The following is a 22,826-nucleotide window of genomic DNA, read 5'->3' as shown; positions in this document are numbered from 1 at the left end:
TATTTATTTTTTTTATAAAAAAGTATCTTTTTTATGGGTATTTGATAACTGGTTGGTAATTGGATGTATTAACTATTGTATTTGGAATTTATTAATGTTATTTTAGCGAGCGTTCCTATAGAATTTTGATATAATTGACTAGTTCTTGTACTAACCTTAAGTATAAGATTAATAGTAGTGTTTTATTGACCTACAAAAATGCCGCTTAATTAGCGGCATGACAAATTTTTTTATCTAGGTGACGGAATAGGATTAGGTACTGGAGGGTCTGATGGATATGGAACTTCGGGCGGAGGTGCTGTTGGACCGTATTTACAGTAATATACTGCTAAAATGAATTCTTGATTTGCAGCATTCCACGCATCAGTTTCTGAATACCCTTGAGCGATCATTCTCAAATAAGTGGAGTGTCCAGCATTTCTATGAATGTCCTCACAGCTTCCTGGCATATAAGGTCCCGGGTTATGGCCGTCTGAACTAGCCGAGGACAAATTAAGTCCTCCTAAAAATACCATCATTAAAATGGTGAAAAAACTTTTTTTCATAATTTATTGGTTTTTTTTTATATAAATTTAAATTACAAAAAAAAATAGAAAAGTAATACACTGGGGTAATAAATTAAATTTTGACTTATTGATTCCACACATTCAATGTTGCCTAAATTTATACGGAACGATAATTTTTATAAGATTATAGAATGTTATTATTCAGATTTTTGGATTAATTATAAGTGATTCATCTCTAAAATGGCTGTTATATTTCAAATTTAAGGCTCATTTTTTAACAATTTTATAGTAGTATAGTGAAATTTATTGATATGTATCTTTTATATTTTTCAGATTCAGTTGAAATTTTACTCTTAAGGCCATTTATTTTTGCTTTAAATTGTCACAAGCGGATAGCCTTGTGATGTAAGGGGGCATAAGTTAATTTTTTTTTGTACTTTTTTGGAAATTATAAAATATAATTTCCATTTTTATGAAACAATTATTACGTGAATCGAGCAAGGTACACATTATGCCCTAAAATAACCGCTTTTAAGTGGTAAGAGAAGAGATTTAACTATGCAGAAGGAAGAAGTATTGTTTAAGACGCACTATAATGGACTTTGCCATTTTGCATGGAAGATTGTTGGTGACCTTTCTGTTGCAGAAGATCTGGTACAAGACTCTTTTATTGCGTATTTCAAAAATACCGATCAAGTCAGCGATAATAATATTGCTATTAAGAATTACTTATACAGTTCTGTCCGTTTTGGCTGTTATAATCATATCCGTCATGAAAAAGTGCGACAAAAGTATTGGAATGTCGTTGGTTTTACCGAAGAAGATAATACGGCGCTTGAATTGAATATGATTCACAGTGAGGTCATTCAGGAAATATATAAAATTATTGAGGAAATGCCTTTTGCCTGTCAACAAGTTTTTCGGCTCGGTTATCTCGAGGGGTTATCCAATCTTGAAATTACACGAGAGCTACAAATTAGTATCAATACCGTAAAAACACAGAAGCAGCGGGGTATGAAAATGTTGCTCAAGCGTTTGAATCCCGAATTTATTCCGCTTATTATTTTTTTGTTAAAAAATATTTAAATTCTTGTCACCCTTTTCTTTGTCTTAGGTTTCTTTATTGTAATTGATGAAAGAAAACACAAGACATATCACTGAATTAATACAGAAATTCCTTTATGGCCAATTGACTGCGGAGGAAAATGTACAACTTGATGAATGGCTCAATGCCAGTTCACAGAATAGACAGCTTTTAGAGTCCTTCCGGAAGGCAAAAAATATAGAAGAAGATTTAGCCGTTATACGGCAATTGGATGCAAATAAAGCATGGCACAAGCTGAACAATAAAAAAACTAATGGAGTGAGGCCTTACGGAAAATGGTCCTTAGGCATTGCGGCATCCATTGTATTTTTATTGGGAAGTTTCTTATTATGGCAAGGCGATCTTTTTCAATCCGGTTCCGATCATAAAAATGCAATAGGTTCAGAAAAACAAGATATTGCCCCTGCAACAAGTGGTGCGGTATTAGTGCTGGCTGACGGCACCAAGGTTTCTTTAAATAGTGATTCCACTAAAACCTTAACTAAAAACAATAGTTTAATCGGAAACAGCAATGAGCTCGTCGTAAAACAAACGGATCAAGCCATTCCATTGCAGTATAATTCTCTTATTGTGCCCAAAGCAAGTTTTTATAAAATGACCTTGGTCGATGGCACTAAGGTGTGGGTAAATGCGCTATCTCAATTGAAGTTTCCAGCACAGTTTTCACCTCATGAACGCCGAGTTTTTTTGGAGGGAGAAGCCTATTTTGAAGTTGCCCCTAATGCAGCGCAACCTTTTATTGTAGAATCCAGAGGGAATGAAATTAAGGTACTGGGAACGCATTTTAATATTAACGCCTACTCCGATCAGGTGCGTACAACGTTGGCTGAGGGCAGAGTCGAGGTTCGGCAGAATAATCAGTTTGTTGAGTTATTACCTGGTGAATACGCTTCTTCTTTTAAAGATAATTTGGTCAAAGGGCGGGCAGACCTAGCACATGATCTTGCTTGGCACAACAATGAGTTTTATTTCAAGAAGGAAACGATTACGAATATTGCACATCAACTATCGCGTTGGTATGATCTCGATGTTACCTTCCGAGGAGACGTGCAGCTGGACAAGGAGTATACCGGAAGTATCGAGCGTGATGTAAAACTGTCTCAAGTATTGGAGATGTTATCCTATGTCAGTAACCTAAGATTTGAAGTAGAAGGCAATAAATTGATTATTGCTACGAAAAGTTAAGGATTAACAATTTATAAAGAAGTAAATAGCACGCCTATGATAAAATAATACATCAAAAGCAATGACCTAAAAAAAGAGAACAGGAATGTTGCAGCATCCCTGTTCAGAAAAAGATGTGATCATCAGGTCCTAAATCTAAAAATGAACAATTAAATCCCAATTAACCACAAAGTGTAAATGTATGAATAACTTACCACTTAGCAAAAGGTGGTCCTTGATCCCTCAAGACCCACGATTTTGCAAACCATTACGTATTATGAAAATTAGTACATGTCTTCTATTCGCATTTGTGACGGGTGTGCACGCTAAGAGCACGGCACAAAAGGTCACGTTGAATATGAAAAATGCCCGTATTGAAGAAGCGCTCTCTGCCATCTCCAAGCAGTCTCATCTCCGTGTGCTGTATAGTGAAAACCTAAATTCCAAAGCACGGATTTCGGTCAATGTCAAAAATGCGTCAGTCGAAGAAGCGCTGAATGCCGTTTTGAAAAGCAATAATATTGAATATAAAATTATTGCTAATACCATTTCGGTCAATAGTAATTTGATTAACACTATTACGCCGTCTTCTATTGAACTGCAGCAGCAATCGATTACAGGGACTGTTAGAGATAAAGACGGAAAAGGATTGAGTGGCGCTACAGTAACGGTCAAAGGAACATCAGTTTCCACCCAGACAGATGAGCAAGGGCGTTTTAAAATTAATGCACCATTGAATGCAACCTTGGTCGTCAAATATATCGGTTATTCAAGTGCGGAGATTGCTGTAGAAGGTAGAACAACCGTTCCCATCGTACTGAAATCTCTGGATAATCAATTGGATGTGGTTGATGTTGTTGCCACAGGTTATCAAAATATCGATCGCAAGCTATTTACGGGAGCAAGTACAAAAGTAAATGCTAAGGATGCTGAACGGAGTGGTGTTCCCGATGTTTCTCGGATGTTGGAAGGACAAGTTGCTGGTGTATCCGTTCAAAATGTTTCTGGTACTTTTGGAGCAGCTCCTAAAATTCGTGTTCGTGGAGCAACGTCTTTGTCTGGTGACAATAAACCACTATGGGTTGTAGACGGTATCATCTTAGAGGATATGGTGAATATCTCAAATGAAGCCTTATCCACTGGAGATGCCAGTACGTTGATCGGATCTTCGGTAGCGGGATTAAACCCTGACGATATTCAGGATTTTACTATCCTCAAAGATGCTGCAGCAACCGCGATGTACGGTGCCCGGGCGATGAATGGTGTTATCGTTGTAAATACCAAAAAGGGCAAAAATACCGAGGGGAAGCCAAATGTCAACTATTCGGGGACGTTTACGACCTATTTAAAACCGAACTATAACCAATTTGATATCATGAATTCAGCAGAGCAGATGTCTGTTTTGTTGGAAATGGAGAATAAGGGTTATTATAACCATAGTTCAGTAGCTAATGCATCGAATGGGGGAATCTTTGCCAAAATGTATAACCAAATGTATGCTTATGATCCGAATACAGATTCATTTGGACTAAAAAATACGGTTCAGGATAGGTTGAACTATTTAACGCGTTATGCCCAAGCTAACACGAACTGGTTTGATGTCTTATTCAAAAATTCGCTATTACAAGAGCACTCTATTAGTATTTCTACAGGAACATCAAAAGCACAGACTTACTTTTCGACAAGTTATACGAATGATAGTGGTATGACCCTCGGTGATAACGTACAGCGTTATACCGCTAATATGCGTAACAACTTTCAATTAAGTGACAAGTTTAGTGCTGAATTATTGGTCAATGGATCCATTCGCGATCAGCGTTCTCCAGGAACATTGACACGTCAGTCAGACCCTGTATATGGTAAGTATTCACGCGATTTTGACATCAACCCGTATTCTTACGCTTTGAATACAAGTCGTTTGATAACACCTTATAATGAGGATGGTAGTTTGGAATATTTCACCCGAAACTATGCTCCATTCAATATTATCAATGAATTGGAGAATAATTATCTTAATTTAAACATGATGGATTTGAAGGTCCAGGGAGGAATCAAATATAAGTTTCTTCCAGACTTCACTTATTCTGCCAATGCAGCCTATCGTTACGCTAAATCTGAACGGCAACATTATATCAGGGACAATTCCAATATGGCTATGTCATTTCGTGCCAACGATAATCCTACGGTTAATGAAGGCAACATTTTCTTATATGATGACCCGGATTTTCCAAATGATCCGAAAGTAGTTGTGTTACCTGAGGGAGGTTTTTTCAATTCGGTAATCAATAATATTAAATCCTATTATTTTAGACAGGATTTAGAATTCAATAAAACGATTGAAAAACATAAGATCAATGTGTTTTCTACCATGGAGTTGCGGACTGCCGATCGCCAAAATTCCAATTATGATGGTGTAGGTTATCAGTATGAAAATGGTGGTCTTGTCAATCCAAATTACCGTTATTTCAAAAAGGCCATCGAAGGTGGGGATCCATATTTTGGCATGGGCTATGGAAAGGATCGTCAAGTTGGATTTGCGGCGCGCGGCGCCTATAATTATAATGATAAATATAGTGTGAACGGAACATTCCGATACGACGGATCCAATAAAATGGGGAAATCTCGTACAGCAAGATGGCTCCCTACTTGGAACATATCCGGTGCATGGGATATTGATAGTGAGAAATTTTTTGAATCCGTGAAACCCGTGGTTTCTGGAGCGAGAGTCAGAGGTACCTATGGTTTGGTTGCCAATATGGGGAATGCAAGCAACTCTGCAGCTGTATTTTATAGTACAATTGCTAAACGCCCATATGAAAATGAAAAAGAATCGTTGATCTATAATGATGGTTTAGCAAATGACCAATTGACTTGGGAGAAGTTGTACGAATTAAATATAGGGGCCGATTTAGCCTTTTTTAATAAAGTGGATGTCACCTTCGATTATTATAAACGAAATATTTTCGATCTGATAGGTACGATCAGAACCTCGGGTATCGGTGGTGAATATGAGAAGAATGCCAATTATGGTAAAATGAAAGCTCATGGTTTCGAATTGACAGTCGCAGGTAATCCGGTTAAAACCCAAGATTTCAAATGGCGGACTCAATTTAATTTTGGAATCAACAAAAATGAAATCACTGAACTGGAGGTAAATCCAAATATTTGGTCCTTGGTGAAAGCTGAGGGGGGAGCGATGAAAGGTTATGCACAGCGCGGACTATTTTCACTTCAGTTTGATGGCTTGAATCCCCAATATGGATACCCTACTTATGTGGGTGTAGAAGGTGAAAGAAATGAGACCTATATTTGGCTTCAAGACAATACTGTGGATTATCTGAAATATCACGGACCAGTAGATGCAACATTTACAGGGGGATATTATAATAATTTTAGTTATAAAAACTTTACTTTATCTGCCTTATTTACATTCTCTGCAGGGAACTTTGTTCGCTTACAACCAACCATTTCGGCTACTTATGATGATATGACTTCGATGTCAAGGGATATTACCAATCGTTGGATTATGCCGGGTGACGAAACGCGTACCAATATACCTTCTATTTTGGATGCATTTTCAAGAGGTGCAAGAGTGTATGCAGCAGATGGATCTACAGTTGATGCCGTATATCCCTATAACGCCTATAATTACTCAACAGAACGTGTTGCGAAGGGTGATTTTATACGCTTAAAGAATATCAGTTTGTCATATCAAATTCCTAAATCAATTACTTCTAAACTTAAACTAAGTACAGCATCGGTTGCCTTGGTTGGAAATAATATTGCACTGCTCTATTCAGATAAAAAGCTTAATGGTGCAGATCCGGAGTTTTTCAACAATGGTGGGGTAGCCATGCCTATTCCTAGACAATATACTTTTTCGCTAAAAGTTGGATTTTAATAGACCCTAAAAATGAAAAGAAATAAAAATATAATATTCGCACTTGTATGTGGTATCGTTGTTTTTTCGTCCTGTAATAAATTTCTTGACGAAGAACCAGATATGCGTACAGATATAAACACCGTAGAGAAAGTCGCCCAATTAGTCGGATCAGCATATCCAGGGTACGATTATTTAGCGATGTCTGAAACTTATTCGGACAATGCGGTGGACAAGGGCCCCAATGTAGGGCATAACAATGAACCATTTGTTAGTCTTTATAATTGGAAAGATATCATTGATGATGGTACAAATACACCGACACAGTATTGGAAAACTTGTTATGAAGCCATTAATAATGCCAACCAGGCACTAGCGGCAATAGAGGAGCATCATATGGGTGTTGACGCCAATCCTTATAAAGGTGAAGCTTTGGTAGCCCGTGCTTACTGTCATTTTATGCTGGTTACTTTTTTTGCACAGGCCTATGAGATCGGAAAAGCGAATTCTTCCCCAGGTGTTCCATATATTTTAAAACCTGAAACAGATGTATTGCCCAAATATGAGCGTGGTACGGTGGCATCCGTATACGAAAATATTCAGAAAGATTTAGAGGAGGGCATCACACTATTGGAGGGCGGTGTATGGCAAGTGCCAAAATACCATTTCACTCCGGCGGCAGCGCATTTATTCGCTTCCCGATTCTTTCTTTTCAAAGGAGATTGGGATAAAGTGATTGCCCATGCGAACGTAGCGGTGCCAAATGGAGCTTACTTGACTTACTTACGGCCTTGGAATACCACATTGAGAAATTATACATCAGAAGAATTTCGTACCGAATTGACAAAAGCCGATAAGAACTATAATATTCTGCTGGCAAACACCTATTCAAATTATCAAAGAAGTAATGTGGGGGGGAATCCACGCTATGGTTTCGGTACAGCAATTTTCAATGGTGTTTACAATAAAAGCACCGCTTGCGGCGCTCCATTTTACAATAAAGGTCTGCGTTGGTCGGATAACAACTATACGACTTATGTATTTAAGGAGTACTTCTATTATACGAACGTTGCAGCAGGGATTGGTTACCCGTATATCATGCAACCTTTGTTCATTGCGGATGAGGGTTTGATGAATAGAGCTGAGGCGTATATCCAGAAAGGAGACTTTACCAACGCGCTGAAAGATTTGAATGAATTTGTAAGTGTACGTGTGGTGAACTACAATAGTGCGACTCATGCTGTGACGGCAGAAAAATCAAAAACCTATTTCAACGCTTCGGATGATAAAGATGCTTTATTGAAGACTGTACTCCAGTTTAAGCAAATTGGTTGGTTGTGTGAGGGGATGCGTTGGTTTGACATCTTGAGACACCGCATTCCTGTGGTGCATAATCATATTGATGTAAGTGGTGCAGAGACTTTTGAAACATTGTCGCCGGAAGATCCGCGAAGGGTATTCCAGATCCCACAAGAGAGTACATTGGCTGGTATCGAGTTGAACCCTAGATAATCATAACAAATTATGAAAAGATTTTTTAATTACATGATATGTGTTTTTGCTCTGGGCAGTTTGCTTTCCTGTAGCAAAGACAACGACAACCTAACTGTAGATCTGACAAAATATAATCCAGATATTACAGCACAGAATGATGTGGACAAATGGTTGACCAGCAATTTGGTCAATCCCTATAATATTGAAACAGTCTATCGTTTCGAAAGAAATTTTACGGATGTCAACCGGGATATTTCTCCTGTTGCCCTTGGTCAAGTAGAACCCATGATGAATGCAGTCCTGACGACCTATCTGCAGCCCTACGAAAAGATTGGTGGAAAGACATTTATTAAAAAATACACACCAAAACAATTTGTACTTTACGGATCTCCATCCTATAATACCAATGGATCCATTACGCTCGGCACTGCGGATAACGGTAGACGGATTGTATTGTATGAATTGAATAGCTTGGACTTTAATAATCCTGCTGCGGTAAAACGACCTGTACGTACAATCCATCATGAGTTTACACATATTCTGAATCAGAATATTGTTATTCCGCCAGCATTTGAGCAAATAAGCAAAGCGGATTATACAGCCGATTGGACAGGAGCTGCAAATACGCCAGCATTAGCAAAGAGTTTAGGTTTTGTATCCCAATATTCCAGGAGTTCGTTCGGTGAAGATTTTGCTGAAATGAATGCCCATTTGCTTGTTGAAGGACAGGTTTGGTTTGACAATTACTGTGCAACAACAAGTCCATCAGCGGCGGCAAAATTGAGGGAAAAGGAGAAACTTGTGGTGTCCTATTTTAAAGATTATTATAATATCGACTATCGTGCATTACAGGCGGAGGTACAGCGTGTGTTGAAAGAAGGATATGGTGCGACAGATCCAGTAGATCAAACGAAGACATTTAAGGCTTATCTGATCGGGAACAAGGTGGCGTCATTTACTTTTAACCCGACAGCGTCACATTATGTAACTTATGGTAAATCGAGTTCGTTCCAGACTGTTTACGACAATTATAAGAACGCGATGGCAGCAGAGGAATGGGCGGTACAAAGTGTTCAGTTCATCTTTGCAAGTGCTACTAAAATGACCTTTAGATCTACATTTAAATATGGGACTAGTACCTATAATGCCGATTACGATTTTAATATGTCGGTAGATTACGCTACTGGTAAAACACAGTTCACGAAGGCACTGCCTGAGGGGGCCGGTACAAATTATACGTACGGTGCTGATTCTTCTGTTAAACCCGCTTTCGAACGTTTTATCCTCCCATATTTAACAAATCGGGTATTTGTAGCTTCATTCTTCCCGACAGCCATGACGGCATCCGATCCTGATTTTGGGAAATTTGGCGGGTTCTATGTAGACGGGACAGCAAGCAATTATTTTTATGGTCCTATTGTTTTAAAATAAATAGATGAAAAAGATATTTTATATAGCACTTTTGAGCATCCTGTTTTTGGGCTGTTCAAAAGAAAAGACCGAGTTTGTTTTCGGTGAAGCACCTGAGGAGCGAATCTCGGAGGAACTGGCACAGTGGAAATCAGCTCTCGTCTCGGCACCGAATGGCTGGATTGCTGGCATGGGCACATCGGCTAAAGGTGGCTATGGTTTTTATATGAAGTTTGCTGATGATGATAAAGTGTCAATGTATAGTGATTACAATGCAGCATCCGCTAAAACAAGTCAGACTTCAACCTATCGCCTTAAGTGGGGAATGAAGGGAACATTGATCTTCGATACCTACAATTATTTGAGCATAATGCAAGATCCTGTACCGGGTGTTGCAGGTGGTGCAGCCGGTAAGGGGTATCAAAGCGATGTGGAGTTTGAGTTTGCACGGCTTTCAGGTGATTCTGCTATTTTTACAGGAAAAAAATACCAGAATACGCTCGTATTAGTAAAAGCTACTAAGACACAGGAAGAACAATTTCAGAAAGGAGATTACGAGACTAGCATTGCCAAGTTTAATTCATTTTTCAATACCAATGCCTATTTGAAATTGAGTATTAACAACGTCGTGCAACAGGTAGCCTTTGATTTGGCCAACAAATCATTGTCATTTACCTCGTTACAAGAAGATGGAGCATTTAATGCTAAATCTGCGAAATTCTATTATAGTATGAATACCATTGAAATACTTGATGGTCTAGTAATCGATAACATTGCTATGAAGAGCTTCTCGATTTCTGCTAATGGAACACTTGTGGCATTGGATGTCGCTGGGAAAGAATATAACATTGAGGTTGTGGATAAACCTGTGTTTCCTTTTGAGTTGTATTTTAACTACAATAAGACATATAATGCTATTTACATTGAAGGTAGCAAAATGCCAGCCGGAGTAACGTCAGATTTTAATATCTTATGGAATAATCAGATTGCTAATTACACCGCGAATGGCGTTTCCATGATTTCCATGACATTTAGGCTCATTAGCTCTAAACAGGCAAAGTTGGAAGTCTGGTTCCAGTCTGGTACAACTAATTATTTAGCGGATGCTTCTTATGATTATGTCATCAGTGGTAATACAATCAAACTATCTAATTATGTACCATCGGTATCAAATGCGAACTGGAATAATGGCTGGGTAATAACGGCGATAAAAAATTATTTCATTGATGCAGAGTTTGAAATGGCTTGGGTAGCCAGTTCTACCTCGAAGTCAGCGATGATTGGTGGCTTGATTAAGAAAAATACACCGACTTCATTTTTCTATGGAAACGTGAAAAAGATGTAGTGAAAGGTAGTTATTAAGGAGAGTACTCATGTACTCTCCTTTTTTTAATAATTTAATTATTAATATATCTGATTTGTAAAAATGGTTATGAAAAAAGTATTGTTCACTAAACTGATATTTGGGATATTGTGCTTACTCTCAGCTTGCACAAAGTCAACAATTGTTAAGGATCAGAATGAGATGGAATCCCAGGGGCTGGCTCACTCAAAAAGGATGTCCAATAGTGCAGGAAGTAATATAGACTTGTGTGGTGTAAAGTATTCAGATTCGACCTTAAGAATTCTACGTGGAAGAAATAGCTTTGATCTTGTCTTAACTAATGGGTTTAGGGATAGCTTGTTAAGGTTTTCTGTTGGTCGGTCAACAGGCTGTTCTAATTCACCTAATAATCCTCAAAGTGTTGCTCCGCAACCCTGGGCTCCTGTTCCAGTTGACGTTAATAGAAATTTCTTTTCACCTAGTCAGGTTTTTGACTTTTTAGAACTAATTCCGGTGAGTAATGGTGGTCAAAATGGAAAAAATGCATTAATAAATGCTTATCATGCAGCACTAAATTCTTTCCAAGATGTGCCTACTAATTTTGAGAAAACGATAGCTATTATTAAAAAAATTAAAGATTTAGGTTACGAGTCTATATATGATTATACATATCCTATTATAGTTGATGCTCCTCAGAATCGATATAGAGAGTCTATAATTCTAGCGGCAATAAATTATGTAATTGGAGCCTCTCCAATATCTGCAGAAGTTTATAATAGTAATTTTCTTTTACCCAATCAACCTATTATTTCATATCCAACAACAAACCAAATTGGATGGATCAAAATAAATAAAGCGAATGAAGCAGATCAGGATCCCCCAATTATTAATATACCCACTTCTCAAATCGCCGATATCGATCTAAATATTTTTTCTTTTGGGGATGAAATAGGAAGAATCGAAAATATCATTAATGGCCATGAACCCGCTTATTTTACAACAATTTATTTCTTTCAGGGACGGTACTATCACGATGTTTTTTTTGAGAAACTACTGCCTTCGGGGTTTTATACATCAAACAGCCATACAATATACGAGGTATCCAATGGAGCCTTTGTCAGATTGTTTAGTTTAAATCCATGTCCGAGTTGCCCATTTAATAATTTACCTCCTTTACTAAATCCATTTGGATCGCTTTAAAACTAAAAAATTATATTGACTGTTGTTACAAGGGTGTGTATTTTTTAATGAACAGTGTTTCCTAGTTGTGTAGTATATATGTATATTGTATTAACTAAATAAGAAGTAGTTTAATCACTACTTCTTATTTATAACTTTTGATTTTTCCGGGAAAAATATAGTCACCAATAGTCAGCACTTATAGATTTTAATGAAAACACACCGCAAATTATTTTTTATCTACTGCCTGATCATGTTAGTAATCATAATAACTCAGCAACTTATTGACGTTTACTTTCGAGATGAAGTGACAGAATTCACGGTCAGTAGAATAGTTGCAACAGTTGTGTATTTGATAATCGGAGCGTTTGTGCTCACATTTGTGGAAATAAAAACTAAAGAAAATAAAGATTTCCCTGACAAAAGTGGCAACTAGAGCGGGACGACAGATAGGGTAAAAGCGAGCTATAAGATCGAAGGGGGTACCAGCACTTTTCAATTGGAACCATTACCGGTCGCGCACAAGTTAACTTATCGTTATACTTTTGTGAATGGACTACTTGAACTCGTTGTAAATGATATAGATAGCGATTCGGATGGAGAGCCTGTGATTCATAAAGAAGTATGGATGTTGCAGAAAGCAAAATAATGCGATAACTTAGCGTATTGCCTAATTTTTGAAAATCTATTAAAGCTCCAATGAAACGGACCATTGTCATCCTGTTGATTTTTATAAATACATTTGCCGTGCAAGCGCAACAAAAGGCCAGAGCATTTCTATTTACGAAACCACATAAGATCGTCGAGAACACTAAGTATTGCAAAATAAGCCTATACGACGCAAGAGAGATAAAAGATAATCTCGGCGTTATACAAGTCGGTATGTTGAACGCTAACCGGTTGCTGGTGGCAGATCCATCATTGGAAAAGCAATTGCAAAACCAATTAGAACAAATGACATCAGGCCATAAAGCTGATGGGGAATTACTGATGCGGTTGGAGAAGTTCTGCATGGCCGAATTAACGGGAGCTTTTTCCGAAAAGGGATTTTTGGATTTTAGAGCGATATTATTTTGTAAGGAGGCTAATGGAGATTATTTACAGGTTGCCCGTATTGATACGTCGATCGTTGTGAAAGGGATGGATGTAACCAAAGCGACTTTGGCGCGTGCAAGCGAGGTGGTCAATAACCTGATCTTTGATGCTTTAACCAAAAACGGCGATACGACAAAAAGCTACAGTTTCACTGAAATCGAAAATTACGACTATATTCAAAAGAAACAATTAGCACTTTACAATGCCACAGATTTGAAAGATGGGTTATATCTGACCTATGATGAGTTTGCCCATCAAACACCATCCGGAGGAGAAGCTCAATTGAAAGATGGTGATTTATACTTAGGATTCTTTAAAGAAGATGAAAAAGGGAAGCTTAAAAAGATAAAACCAAAGGATTATTACGCAGTAGTGCATACTGGGCATCCATTTGTTTCAAGTCAAGAGCAGTTTTATGCACTAAGCAAGGAGGATAATGATTTTATTTTTGTTGGACCAGTTAAGGAAACGGCTTCTGCAACCAATGTCGTTGTGGCTTCCGTGTTACTGGGTGCAATAGGAGGTGCGTTGGTAGCAGGCCCTGAAACAAACTACTATACGCAGAAACTCGATTATGCAAATGGTAGCTTTATTCGGCTGCTGAATAAACAATAATATGTATCTCTTATTTACATCGTAAAAAGCTTTCGGCCGAGCATAGTATATCGTCTTATATTTCGTTTAAAATTTGATGTGTTCGAAGTTTTCCACAGCTTGTTAATAACATTGTGGAAAACGTTCTTACTCCAGAGTAGTTAAATAGTGTTCATAGTTGCTGAAATGGATTAAAGGTATAAATTGAATGAATTTACCTTTATATATTAGATGTCTTTTGTATTTTAAGTTGTACTATATTAACCCTTAACTAATGAAAACCAAATTTATACTTGTTTTAATATTGTCCTTCATCGTCTGCTTTTCAATAGCATCTGCTATATACTATTTCCTGGATGAGAAGTCTTCCATTGGTGATTCCTTATTTGTAGGTTTTATCTCGAGCAGTGTCGTGGTTTCTTTATTCTCAAAATTCGACACTGCGGAACGGCGTACATAATCATACTTTTTCTAATACCAACTCCATCCCAACTTATGGTCAACTCCCCACTATAACCACTTTGTGTGCATAGGAGTTCACGTTGAGTCTATCTTCTAAGGGGCTTTCATTGTGTAGAAATTCTTCCTACATTTTGCTTACACTCTAGCTGCTTTCCAGTTATAAAAGTGATCTTAATCTTTACGCATATTTTTTCCTAGCGGAGCGGATATCCATTTACCGCCCCATTACCTCCATTTACCGACTTTTTTATTCTGTTGATCTAAATGTAATAAAATGGGATGCTGCGTTGTCTTACTTTTGAATCAGAATCTTAAAGGAAATGATGCAACAAAATCAACTTCCTTGCGACAATAAGAAAAGAGATAAAAAACTAACAATATAAAGTATAGCAATTATGAAAACTTTAGTAAAGACATTCGCAGCAGCAGCATTGATTACACTATCAACTTTCGCAATGGCAGCAGCTGACCCTGGTAAAGCATTGAACCTTTCCACAGCCGATTTGGCTATCGATAGCTACGTGTCAGTAATGACAGAAGGTGCATCTCAGGGCGTAGAAAAATTGTTTGCATCCGAATTCAATCAAAAAGTTCAGGGAAAAGCTACACGTACCAATAGCCGTTCGGAAGTCATTTCCTTCCTGAAAAAGCAAAAAGGTGAAAAATTGAACTGCAGCACAAGTACTGAGGTCCTTGAGGAATCTGAAAACTATATGGTAGCGCGTATCACCATGAAGTTTGACGATTTCACGAAAACAGATCTAGTGACATTAATCAATGAATCGGGAACCTGGAAGGTTACAAGCTCCGTAAACTCCTATAAATAGAAACTGTTTAATTAAATTCATATGTTTATTTTAGCCACGTCGGGATGATGTGGCTTTTTTGTGTTTAATGCTTTTTTATGCTGGTTAATCTTAATGTGCTTTAAAACTTATCAACATCGTTATTAACATTGTGTGGAAAACTGTTTATGGGTCAGTGTTGAAAAGACCATCAAATGAATTGTGTAAATTGCCTCCTACATTTATTATACTGCGCATTTTATGAAATATTATTTAAATCAATTGTCAAAATTCGCTTGCCTCATTGTACTAATGATTTCTTGCCTGCAGACTACTGTAGCCCAAGATATCGACACAACATTTCATAAAAAAGATGGGGAAGAGATAACAGCGAAAGACCCCGCTTATTTTAAACGTATCATTCGTCCTGTAAGCGAACAAAACAAAAAATATTATGTAGTCGAAGAGTACTATATCAATAGCAACACGATTAAGTTAAAAGGAACCAGCAAAGACGCTGGTTTTCCATTTAGATTTCAGGGTCAGAAATCTCAGTTTAGCTTTCAAGGTCAGAAATCACAGTTTTACGAAAATGGAGTGTTAAGGAGCCTGGAAAATTTCAGTGAAAAGAGTGAACTGATAGATTCTGCATACTATTGGTACCCAAGCGGTAAGCCTGAATTGACGGTGTTTTACCCAAGCTCATTAAATAAAAGAGGCGATCGGATGGCAGAAGATCCTATTTATGTGGCTTATTTTGACTCTTTAGAGAATAAAACCTTGTCGGATGGAAATGGTTTAATTCGTTTACGCGAAGGCGGTGACGATGATGTTGAAGAAGGGAGGATGGTCAATAATTTGCGTGATGGAGAGTGGAAAGGACGGGCAGATAATGAAACTTTTGTCGAAACATATAAAAAAGGAAAATTATTAAAGGGTAGTAAAATCAAAGAAAATGGGGAGCTCATAAACTATGATGCGAAAACTTATTTTGTGCAACCGGAATACCCTGGAGGTATATATAAGTTATTGACTTTTATTGCCAAAAATTACGAATATCCCAAAGAAGCCGTCAAAAATGGGGTAAATGGTTTAGTAGAAATAGATTTTGTGGTCGATAGGGATGGTCACATCGAAGATATAAAAGTAAAGAGTGATTTAGGATTTAATACTGGTGAAGCTGGTATCCGAGTTGTAAAAATGCTTAAAAAATGGAAACCGGGTATTCGGAGAGGTGAGCCCGTAAGAGTGGGTTATACCTTGCCCATACGGCTAAATCTTGCGCGTTGATGATGATGACCGTAGCTTTTTATGTTATCCACAATGTTATTAACATAATGTGGATAACATAAAAGAAGTGTTTTGCAATCCCCCTGGCGATAAAATTAAACATTATTTAACCTATTAATTTTTTAATTAATCTCGATATTTCTTATTATTACCGTTGCATTAACAATTATTATGAAGTATTATTTAGACTTTTCGACGAAACTTATTTGTTTTTTTCTATTGAACCTGTGCGGATTGAGGCTTTCGGCACAAGTTACTTTTACCACTTATCATAAGAAAAATGGGGAGGAGACGAAGAAGCAAGACTCGGCTTATTTTTTAAGAGCAATTCAGATCGATGCGGCGGGAAAGGATAAAGTGTATCGAATAGCGGAGTATTATCTACGCAATGACTCGCTAAAGTTAAATGCGATAAGTAAGAGTGGGAACGCACCTTTCAATTTTCTAGGTAAAAAATATGAATTCTATGAAAATGGCACACTCAAAAGTCTTGAGAACTTTAACGATGAGAGTAAATTGATCGATTCCGCATTTTATCTATACCCCAACAATAGGTTGAAAATGGTCGTATTTTATCCAAGCGAACTTAAGAAGAAAAAAGTGCTGGTGAAGAAGCCGATCTATGTGGTGTATTATGACTCTTTAAACACTAAAAAGTTAGAAAATGGAAATGGTATTATTCGTTTTAGTATAGATGAAAAGGAAGAAACTGAAGAAGGTCAGCTGGTCAATAATATGCGTGAAGGGGAGTGGCGAGGAAAGAGCGGTCGTGATTCCTTTGTAGAGTATTATAATGCAGATAAATTACTGTCAGGCACCAAAACAAAAGAAAATGGTGTCGTCATTCCATATGATTCTACGACCTATAAAACGCAACCCGAATATCCTGGAGGCACCAAGGAAATGTTGTATTTTGTGGCAAGAAATTATGAATATCCAAAACAAGCCATGATGAATGGTGTAAGTGGTACTGTAGAAATAGCGTTCATTATAAATCAACACGGCCGAATAGAAGATTTGAAAGTAAAGAACGATTTGGGTTTCGGTACAGGGGCGGCTGGTATACAGGTCGTAAAAAAGCTTAGAGACTGGAAACCCGGTATCCTCCGTGGTGAACCTGTGCGGGTTGGCTATACATTGCCTATAAGGTTAAATTTGAGTGGGATATAATCAAAAGTATCTAAAAAAATAACAGCCTTCGATTTTGGACGGCTGTTATTTTTTTAGATACTTTATATGCTATTTTCTCAAAGCTGCAGCGCCTTTGATGATTCCTTCTACAACGGCAGGATCCTGAAGTGTCGAAGTATCACCTACATTGGCGATATCGTCTTCGGCAATCTTGCGCAAGATACGACGCATGATCTTTCCTGAACGTGTTTTTGGTAGATCATCAACAAATTGGATGATGTCTGGTTTAGCAATTGGGCCAATAATGCGTGAAACGGTTTCCATGATATCCTTTTTGGTGGCTTCTGCATCGGTATGGTGATTCGCAATGACATAAGCATAGATACCCTGTCCTTTTACGGGGTGCGGATACCCAACAATGGCAGATTCAACCACGTCAGCGTGCATATTAATGGCATTTTCCACTTCTGCTGTACCAATGCGGTGACCCGAAACATTTAATACATCATCTACACGGCCTGTGATTTTGTAATAGCCCTCTGGACTACGGAAACATCCATCGCCCGTAAAATACATATCTTTATACGTCGAGAAATAGGTTTGACGACAGCGGTCATGATCGCCCCATGTCGTGCGTAACATACCTGGCCATGGGAATTTAATACACAGATTGCCAGTTACGTCATTGCCTTCGATTTCTTTTCCATTCTCATCCATCAAAGCGGGTTGAATGCCCGGCATCGGGAACATCGCATAACTTGCTTTTTCTGGTGTTACTCCGGCCAATGAAGTGATCAAATGGCCTCCATTCTCTGTCTGCCAATAGGTGTCAACAATAGGGCAATTCTTTTTACCAACTTTTTCGTTAAACCAGTTCCAGGCTTCTTCGTTGATTGGTTCGCCTACAGATCCCAAAACACGTAAAGATGAAAGGTCGTTTTTGTCGACAAATTCGTCCCCAAAAGCCATCAATGAACGCAAAGCAGTAGGGGATGTATAGATAATATTGACTTTGAACTTATCAACGATATCCCAATAACGGCTCGCATCCGGGAATGTTGGAATACCCTCAAACATTAAAGAAGTAGCTCCTTGTGATAACGGTCCGTAAACGATGTAACTGTGTCCTGTAATCCAGCCGATATCCGCTGTACAGAAAAATACATCGTTTGGCTTATATTGGAAGGTATTCATAAAGGTATAGCCTGTATACACCATATAACCACCACAAGTGTGTACTACACCCTTAGGTTTACCTGTGGATCCCGATGTATAAAGGATGAATAAATTGTCCTCAGCATCCATCTCTTCTGCTGGACATGCTGGATTTCCCTGTGTTTCTACTTTTTTGATCTCATCTTCCCACCATACGTCACGTCCTTTGATCATCGATACCGGTGTACGCGTACGTGTTAAAACAATTACTTTTTCAACAGTGTCACATTGCATTAAAGCATCGTCCACAATGTTTTTTAAACCAATGGTTTTATTGCCGCGGTAACTACCATCTGAAGTGACGATCAGTTTGCATTCCGCATCGACGATACGATCCGCGATAGATCGTGCTGAAAAACCTCCAAACACCACCGAGTGGATAGCGCCGATACGAGCACAGGCTAATACAGCAATAACCAATTCAGGAACCATTGGCAAGTAAATACATACCCGGTCTCCTTTTTTGATGTTATTATTTTTAAGTACGTTGGCAAATTGCTCTACCTTTTGTAGTAATTGCTTATAGGAAAGAATGCGGTGCGCTTCATTGGGATCATTAGGTTCCCAGATGATGGCTGGTTTATCACCATTAGCATAAATATGGCGATCTAGACAGTTTTCTGTAATATTTAATTTAGCACCCTCAAACCATTTGACATTGGGTTCCTCAAAGTTCCAGTTCAGCACTTTATTCCACTTTCTCTTCCAGAAAAAATGATCTGCAATGCTCGCCCAAAACTCCTCAGGTTGTTCTACACTTCGCTTATATTCACTTTGATATTCTTCAAATGATTTTATTTGTAGGCTCATCGTTATTAGGATTATTATGAATTATTTTAATTTATATTGTTATCGTTGCGAAATTGTTTTTGATATTTCGATTTCGGTGTACAATTTAGCGGTTTTTGCCCATTTTATCAAAAAATTGATGTTTAATATAATGTTAAACTACTTTTATCTATAAGATTGTTATCTTGCATCAAGATTTTTCAAGATGTCTTTTCTAAGAAAGCTATTCTATATTACAATCTATACAAATCTTCTGATCGCCATGGCGGCCATGGCACAATGCGCATTGACTTATATCATATTTGAACGGTCTATCAATTGGTATATCGTTTTAGTAGAAGGAACGGCGACCTTGCTACTCTATAATTTTAGCCTGTGGTGGTCCAAACCGAAGCACCCAAAAGAATCAAAATTCCCCCGGACACGCTGGATCTTTAATCATGAATGGGTCATGTGGTTAAACAATGGTATCGCTTTGCTTGTGCTTGGTTATTGCTTGTGGTTTATTCATGTGTATTCCTTTTTGTTTTTGGGATTTATTGGAATCCTGAGTCTACTATACGGAATGCCTCTATTTACCTTCCGTGACCGCAAAGTGGGGCTTCGACAGATACCCGGGGCCAAGATTTTTCACATTGCCCTGGTCTGGGTCTGCAGCAGTGTGGTGCTCCCTTATGTGGAACTAGCCAACATCGGTGTCACAATAGATCAGTGGGTTTTTATTGCGCTCTGCGGATTGAAGTTTATATTTTTGGTTATCTGTACATTGCCTTTCGATATTCGGGATATCCAACAGGATTCCTATTATCATCTACGCACTTTACCTAATATGCTGGGCGAACAAAAAGCTAAAAATCTAACCTATGGACTATTAGGCCTGCATTGTGTTTTGATCTTGACCGTGCCTTATACAGCACCTATTAAAATCGGATTGATTCTGACCAACGTACTCATATTTGCCTTGCTTAAGTTGGCTGTTTTCAAAACAAAAGACCATTACCACTACGCTTATCTACTGGACTGTAGCTTGGTGCTTCAGTTTCTGATTGTTGTTGTTGTCGGTATCTTTAGCCCCGGAACCTGATTTTTTAGACCTTTCAAGAGCAATGGCTTACTTTACTCTCCTGTACCTGTATGAATAGGGGATGCTTAATTGATTACTTGCTCGCTTGCTCGCATGATTGATTGATTGATTGAAGATTTTGGCAAATAGCTCTTTGCCAAAATTAAGACGCCAAAAAGGCGATGATCTTATCTGCGGCGATTTCCGACAATTTATAATAACTTTCAAAGGTCCATCCGGCAACATGCGGCGACAAGATTACATTGTCTCTACGGATAAGATCTGCATACCAGCTCTGTTCGGCGAGTTTTGGGAACTTTTCTACGGGCAACACATCAAATGCTGCTCCGATAATGGAACCGGAATCAAGGCCGTTAAGCACTGCTGGAACTTGTACAATACCGCCTCGGGCACCAAGTAAGAAGAAAATGGGTTTCTCAAATTTTGCCAGATAATCCACATCAATCATACCTCTTGTTTCATCCGTTAAGGGGATATGGAAACTTATCACATCGGCTTCTTTGCAGATCTTTTCCATGTCTGCTGCCGATGCATATTGATCCGTATAGTCGATTCGATATTTATCATAGGCAAGTACCTGTACATCAAAGCCGGATAATTTTTTTGCCATGGCCACACCATTGTGTCCATAGCCGATCAAACCTACAGTACGCCCCTTAAGTTCATATCCACGATTGGCCTCACGCAGCCACTGCCCAGATCGTATTTGTTGGTCACCACGATTCAAATTGTTCATTAGACTAAGCAACATACCGATCATATGTTCACCTACAGCATCCCGATTGCCTTCATTGGCCGGAATTAACAGCACGTCTCTTTGCGCAGCAATTGTATCGTCGATATTGTCCATCCCAGCACCAGCACGAGCGATAAAGCGGAGGTTTGGTGCCAAGTCAAAAAAAGCTTTATCTACCTGAAATTTGGAACGGATAACCATACCCGAGTAATTAGCGATGATTTTTTCAGTTTCTTCTCGGCTGATATCAGGTTGATAATTGTAGGCGATCCCCGCCTGTTCGAATTTCTCAAGCATGATTTCATGAATGTCGTCGACGATCAAAATAGTAGTTTTCATTCAATTTTTTTTTATGTGGCACTGATCAGTGAATACCGTTGCTGTGTAGTACGATGATTTAGATCCCAGCGTCATGATTATGGTTGATCTGCATAAAATCTACAGACAGTAATTTATTTAACTGTTGTTGTTTCATGCGATTGGGCATTATTTTCATGCCAAAATTTCGCATTCCTATCAGGAAAGGATTTTCCCATTGCGCTATTTTTCCTATCCTCCAGGAAGTATTACAGATATAATTTACCCTATCCAATCGTCTTTTTTCGAATCGTTGGAAAGCCAAATTAACGGAAGCTGAGGTTTGGAGTTCATCCACGAGAACAGCAACATCTTCAATAGCCTGACAGGCTCCCTGGCCCAAGTTGGGCGTCGTCGCATGTCCAGCGTCACCCAATAACAAGATATTGCCAAAAGCGAGTTGTTGAAGTGGTGTGATGTCAATAATGTCATTTGCGATTAGTTCGCTATCTTTTGTCTCCGACAGGATCGTTGGAATAGGGGCATGATAATCTTTAAAATTTTCGAGGAGCTCCTTTGTTTTCCAGTTTTTTAAGACCGGATTCTGTGCTTCTGTATTGATGCAGGCGTACCAATAGATGCGGTTATTGACAAGTGGGGTCATTCCGAAGCGTCCTTTGCTGCCCCAAGTCTCCGTTCCTTTACTGAGCTGTATGCTGCTATTGTCAATGGTTGCCCGCCAACAGGTATAGCCTGAATAACGAGGGGCCGAGCCTGGTATGAGCTGTTGTCGTAATGCTGAGTGTACGCCATCAGCAATCAAAAGAGCCTGGCCGCGTACATGACTTCCGTCTGCGAAATAAACTTGAATATCTTCCCCCTCTCGCTCAAAGGAAATGGCGCGTTTGCCGAGATGAATTTGTTCAGTGGGGATTTTGGATAGGAGAAACTGATGCAGATCAGCCCGATGGATAGCGAAGTTGTCCTGTTGATATTTCTGGCTGATTGACCTAGTGTCTGGTTCAACAAGAATATTTCCTTTTTGATCCAAGACGTTGTAGGATGCAAGGTAGTGCCCTATCGGGACGATTTCATCCTTCAATCCGAGATGTTCCAAAGCTTGCATGGCGTTGGCCGCGAGCCCGAATCCAGCACCTATGCCTTTGAGTTCAATGGCGCTTTCATAGACATGTGCTTCAATACCTACTTTTGCAAGCCCTATTGCGGCACATAATCCAGCGATACCACCGCCAATAATCATAAATGTGCTGCCGGTCGGATGCATA

At 38.6% G+C, this 22,826-nt stretch carries 17 protein-coding genes; 13 read left to right on the top strand and 4 right to left on the bottom strand.

Going from position 1 to position 22,826, the window contains the following annotated elements:
- Window positions 1–230: 230 nt before the first annotated feature.
- On the bottom strand, window positions 231–545 hold the full coding sequence (locus tag B3600_RS08140) for a hypothetical protein (RefSeq protein ID WP_286752657.1): 315 nt from the start codon (window positions 543–545) through the stop codon (window positions 231–233).
- 519 nt (window positions 546–1,064) lie between these two features.
- Between B3600_RS08140 and B3600_RS08135 the strand changes: the two genes are divergently transcribed.
- The 12 genes from B3600_RS08135 to B3600_RS08080 all read left to right on the top strand — a co-directional run bounded on the left by B3600_RS08135 (window position 1,065) and on the right by B3600_RS08080 (window position 17,458).
- The gene (locus tag B3600_RS08135) at window positions 1,065–1,592 is read left to right on the top strand and encodes an RNA polymerase sigma-70 factor (protein WP_286752656.1); all 528 of its coding nucleotides are present in this window, start codon (window positions 1,065–1,067) and stop codon (window positions 1,590–1,592) included.
- 46 nt (window positions 1,593–1,638) lie between these two features.
- Window positions 1,639–2,796: a FecR family protein gene (locus B3600_RS08130; protein WP_286752655.1), complete on the top strand. Its 1,158-nt coding sequence runs from the start codon at window positions 1,639–1,641 to the stop codon at window positions 2,794–2,796.
- A gap of 256 nt (window positions 2,797–3,052) precedes the next feature.
- Window positions 3,053–6,676, top strand: a complete 3,624-nt coding sequence (locus tag B3600_RS08125; protein WP_286752654.1) for a SusC/RagA family TonB-linked outer membrane protein — start codon at window positions 3,053–3,055, stop codon at window positions 6,674–6,676.
- Window positions 6,677–6,688: 12 nt separating this feature from the next.
- Window positions 6,689–8,167, top strand: coding sequence for a RagB/SusD family nutrient uptake outer membrane protein (locus tag B3600_RS08120; protein ID WP_286752653.1), 1,479 nt, complete (start codon window positions 6,689–6,691; stop codon window positions 8,165–8,167).
- A gap of 12 nt (window positions 8,168–8,179) precedes the next feature.
- Window positions 8,180–9,580 carry a substrate import-associated zinc metallohydrolase lipoprotein gene (locus tag B3600_RS08115; protein ID WP_286752652.1) on the top strand — a complete coding sequence of 467 codons (1,401 nt, stop codon included), beginning with the start codon at window positions 8,180–8,182 and terminating at the stop codon, window positions 9,578–9,580.
- Between the two features lie 4 nt (window positions 9,581–9,584).
- Window positions 9,585–10,904, top strand: coding sequence for a DUF4302 domain-containing protein (locus B3600_RS08110; protein ID WP_286752651.1), 1,320 nt, complete (start codon window positions 9,585–9,587; stop codon window positions 10,902–10,904).
- Between the two features lie 87 nt (window positions 10,905–10,991).
- Window positions 10,992–12,083 (top strand): hypothetical protein, encoded by a 1,092-nt coding sequence (locus B3600_RS08105; protein WP_286752650.1) that lies wholly within the window; start codon window positions 10,992–10,994, stop codon window positions 12,081–12,083.
- A gap of 678 nt (window positions 12,084–12,761) precedes the next feature.
- A complete protein-coding gene (locus B3600_RS08100) occupies window positions 12,762–13,772 on the top strand; it encodes a hypothetical protein (protein ID WP_286752649.1) in 1,011 nt (336 codons plus the stop codon).
- Window positions 13,773–14,025: 253 nt separating this feature from the next.
- Window positions 14,026–14,211 (top strand): hypothetical protein, encoded by a 186-nt coding sequence (locus tag B3600_RS08095; RefSeq protein ID WP_286752648.1) that lies wholly within the window; start codon window positions 14,026–14,028, stop codon window positions 14,209–14,211.
- Window positions 14,212–14,608: 397 nt separating this feature from the next.
- The gene (locus B3600_RS08090; RefSeq protein ID WP_286752647.1) at window positions 14,609–15,040 is read left to right on the top strand and encodes a nuclear transport factor 2 family protein; all 432 of its coding nucleotides are present in this window, start codon (window positions 14,609–14,611) and stop codon (window positions 15,038–15,040) included.
- 219 nt (window positions 15,041–15,259) lie between these two features.
- Window positions 15,260–16,288, top strand: a complete 1,029-nt coding sequence (locus tag B3600_RS08085; protein ID WP_115046568.1) for an energy transducer TonB — start codon at window positions 15,260–15,262, stop codon at window positions 16,286–16,288.
- A 171-nt stretch (window positions 16,289–16,459) separates the two neighbouring features.
- Window positions 16,460–17,458: an energy transducer TonB gene (locus B3600_RS08080; protein ID WP_286752646.1), complete on the top strand. Its 999-nt coding sequence runs from the start codon at window positions 16,460–16,462 to the stop codon at window positions 17,456–17,458.
- 69 nt (window positions 17,459–17,527) lie between these two features.
- Here the strand turns inward: B3600_RS08080 and acs are convergent, their stop codons facing one another.
- Entirely contained in the window at window positions 17,528–19,444 is a 1,917-nt protein-coding gene (acs, locus tag B3600_RS08075) for an acetate--CoA ligase (protein WP_286752645.1), read from the bottom strand.
- Window positions 19,445–19,628: 184 nt separating this feature from the next.
- On the opposite strand from acs, the gene B3600_RS08070 reads away from it, so the two are divergent.
- Complete coding sequence (locus tag B3600_RS08070) at window positions 19,629–20,507, top strand: hypothetical protein (RefSeq protein ID WP_286752644.1); 879 nt, start codon at window positions 19,629–19,631, stop codon at window positions 20,505–20,507.
- 142 nt (window positions 20,508–20,649) lie between these two features.
- Here the strand turns inward: B3600_RS08070 and B3600_RS08065 are convergent, their stop codons facing one another.
- Both B3600_RS08065 and B3600_RS08060 read right to left on the bottom strand, forming a co-directional pair.
- A complete protein-coding gene (locus B3600_RS08065) occupies window positions 20,650–21,582 on the bottom strand; it encodes an NAD(P)-dependent oxidoreductase (RefSeq protein ID WP_286752643.1) in 933 nt (310 codons plus the stop codon).
- Window positions 21,583–21,640: 58 nt separating this feature from the next.
- The gene (locus B3600_RS08060; RefSeq protein ID WP_286752642.1) at window positions 21,641–22,825 is read right to left on the bottom strand and encodes an FAD-dependent monooxygenase; all 1,185 of its coding nucleotides are present in this window, start codon (window positions 22,823–22,825) and stop codon (window positions 21,641–21,643) included.
- Window position 22,826 lies beyond the last annotated feature (1 nt).

Origin of the sequence: Sphingobacterium sp. UBA2480, from assembly GCF_002341965.1 — a bacterium.
Lineage (GTDB): Bacteria > Bacteroidota > Bacteroidia > Sphingobacteriales > Sphingobacteriaceae > Sphingobacterium > Sphingobacterium multivorum.
This window is presented reverse-complemented; position numbering and strand designations above follow the sequence as displayed.

Coding starts and splice junctions, on each gene's coding strand:
- B3600_RS08130 (WP_286752655.1), top strand. CDS start 1,639: ATGAAAGAAAACACAAGACATATCACTGAATTAATACAGAAATTCCTT.
- B3600_RS08105 (WP_286752650.1), top strand. CDS start 10,992: ATGAAAAAAGTATTGTTCACTAAACTGATATTTGGGATATTGTGCTTA.
- B3600_RS08090 (WP_286752647.1), top strand. CDS start 14,609: ATGAAAACTTTAGTAAAGACATTCGCAGCAGCAGCATTGATTACACTA.
- B3600_RS08135 (WP_286752656.1), top strand. CDS start 1,065: ATGCAGAAGGAAGAAGTATTGTTTAAGACGCACTATAATGGACTTTGC.
- B3600_RS08100 (WP_286752649.1), top strand. CDS start 12,762: ATGAAACGGACCATTGTCATCCTGTTGATTTTTATAAATACATTTGCC.
- B3600_RS08070 (WP_286752644.1), top strand. CDS start 19,629: ATGTCTTTTCTAAGAAAGCTATTCTATATTACAATCTATACAAATCTT.
- B3600_RS08120 (WP_286752653.1), top strand. CDS start 6,689: ATGAAAAGAAATAAAAATATAATATTCGCACTTGTATGTGGTATCGTT.
- B3600_RS08125 (WP_286752654.1), top strand. CDS start 3,053: ATGAAAATTAGTACATGTCTTCTATTCGCATTTGTGACGGGTGTGCAC.
- B3600_RS08115 (WP_286752652.1), top strand. CDS start 8,180: ATGAAAAGATTTTTTAATTACATGATATGTGTTTTTGCTCTGGGCAGT.
- B3600_RS08110 (WP_286752651.1), top strand. CDS start 9,585: ATGAAAAAGATATTTTATATAGCACTTTTGAGCATCCTGTTTTTGGGC.
- B3600_RS08060 (WP_286752642.1), bottom strand. CDS start 22,825: ATGCATCCGACCGGCAGCACATTTATGATTATTGGCGGTGGTATCGCT.
- B3600_RS08085 (WP_115046568.1), top strand. CDS start 15,260: ATGAAATATTATTTAAATCAATTGTCAAAATTCGCTTGCCTCATTGTA.
- B3600_RS08095 (WP_286752648.1), top strand. CDS start 14,026: ATGAAAACCAAATTTATACTTGTTTTAATATTGTCCTTCATCGTCTGC.
- acs (WP_286752645.1), bottom strand. CDS start 19,444: ATGAGCCTACAAATAAAATCATTTGAAGAATATCAAAGTGAATATAAG.
- B3600_RS08140 (WP_286752657.1), bottom strand. CDS start 545: ATGAAAAAAAGTTTTTTCACCATTTTAATGATGGTATTTTTAGGAGGA.
- B3600_RS08065 (WP_286752643.1), bottom strand. CDS start 21,582: ATGAAAACTACTATTTTGATCGTCGACGACATTCATGAAATCATGCTT.
- B3600_RS08080 (WP_286752646.1), top strand. CDS start 16,460: ATGAAGTATTATTTAGACTTTTCGACGAAACTTATTTGTTTTTTTCTA.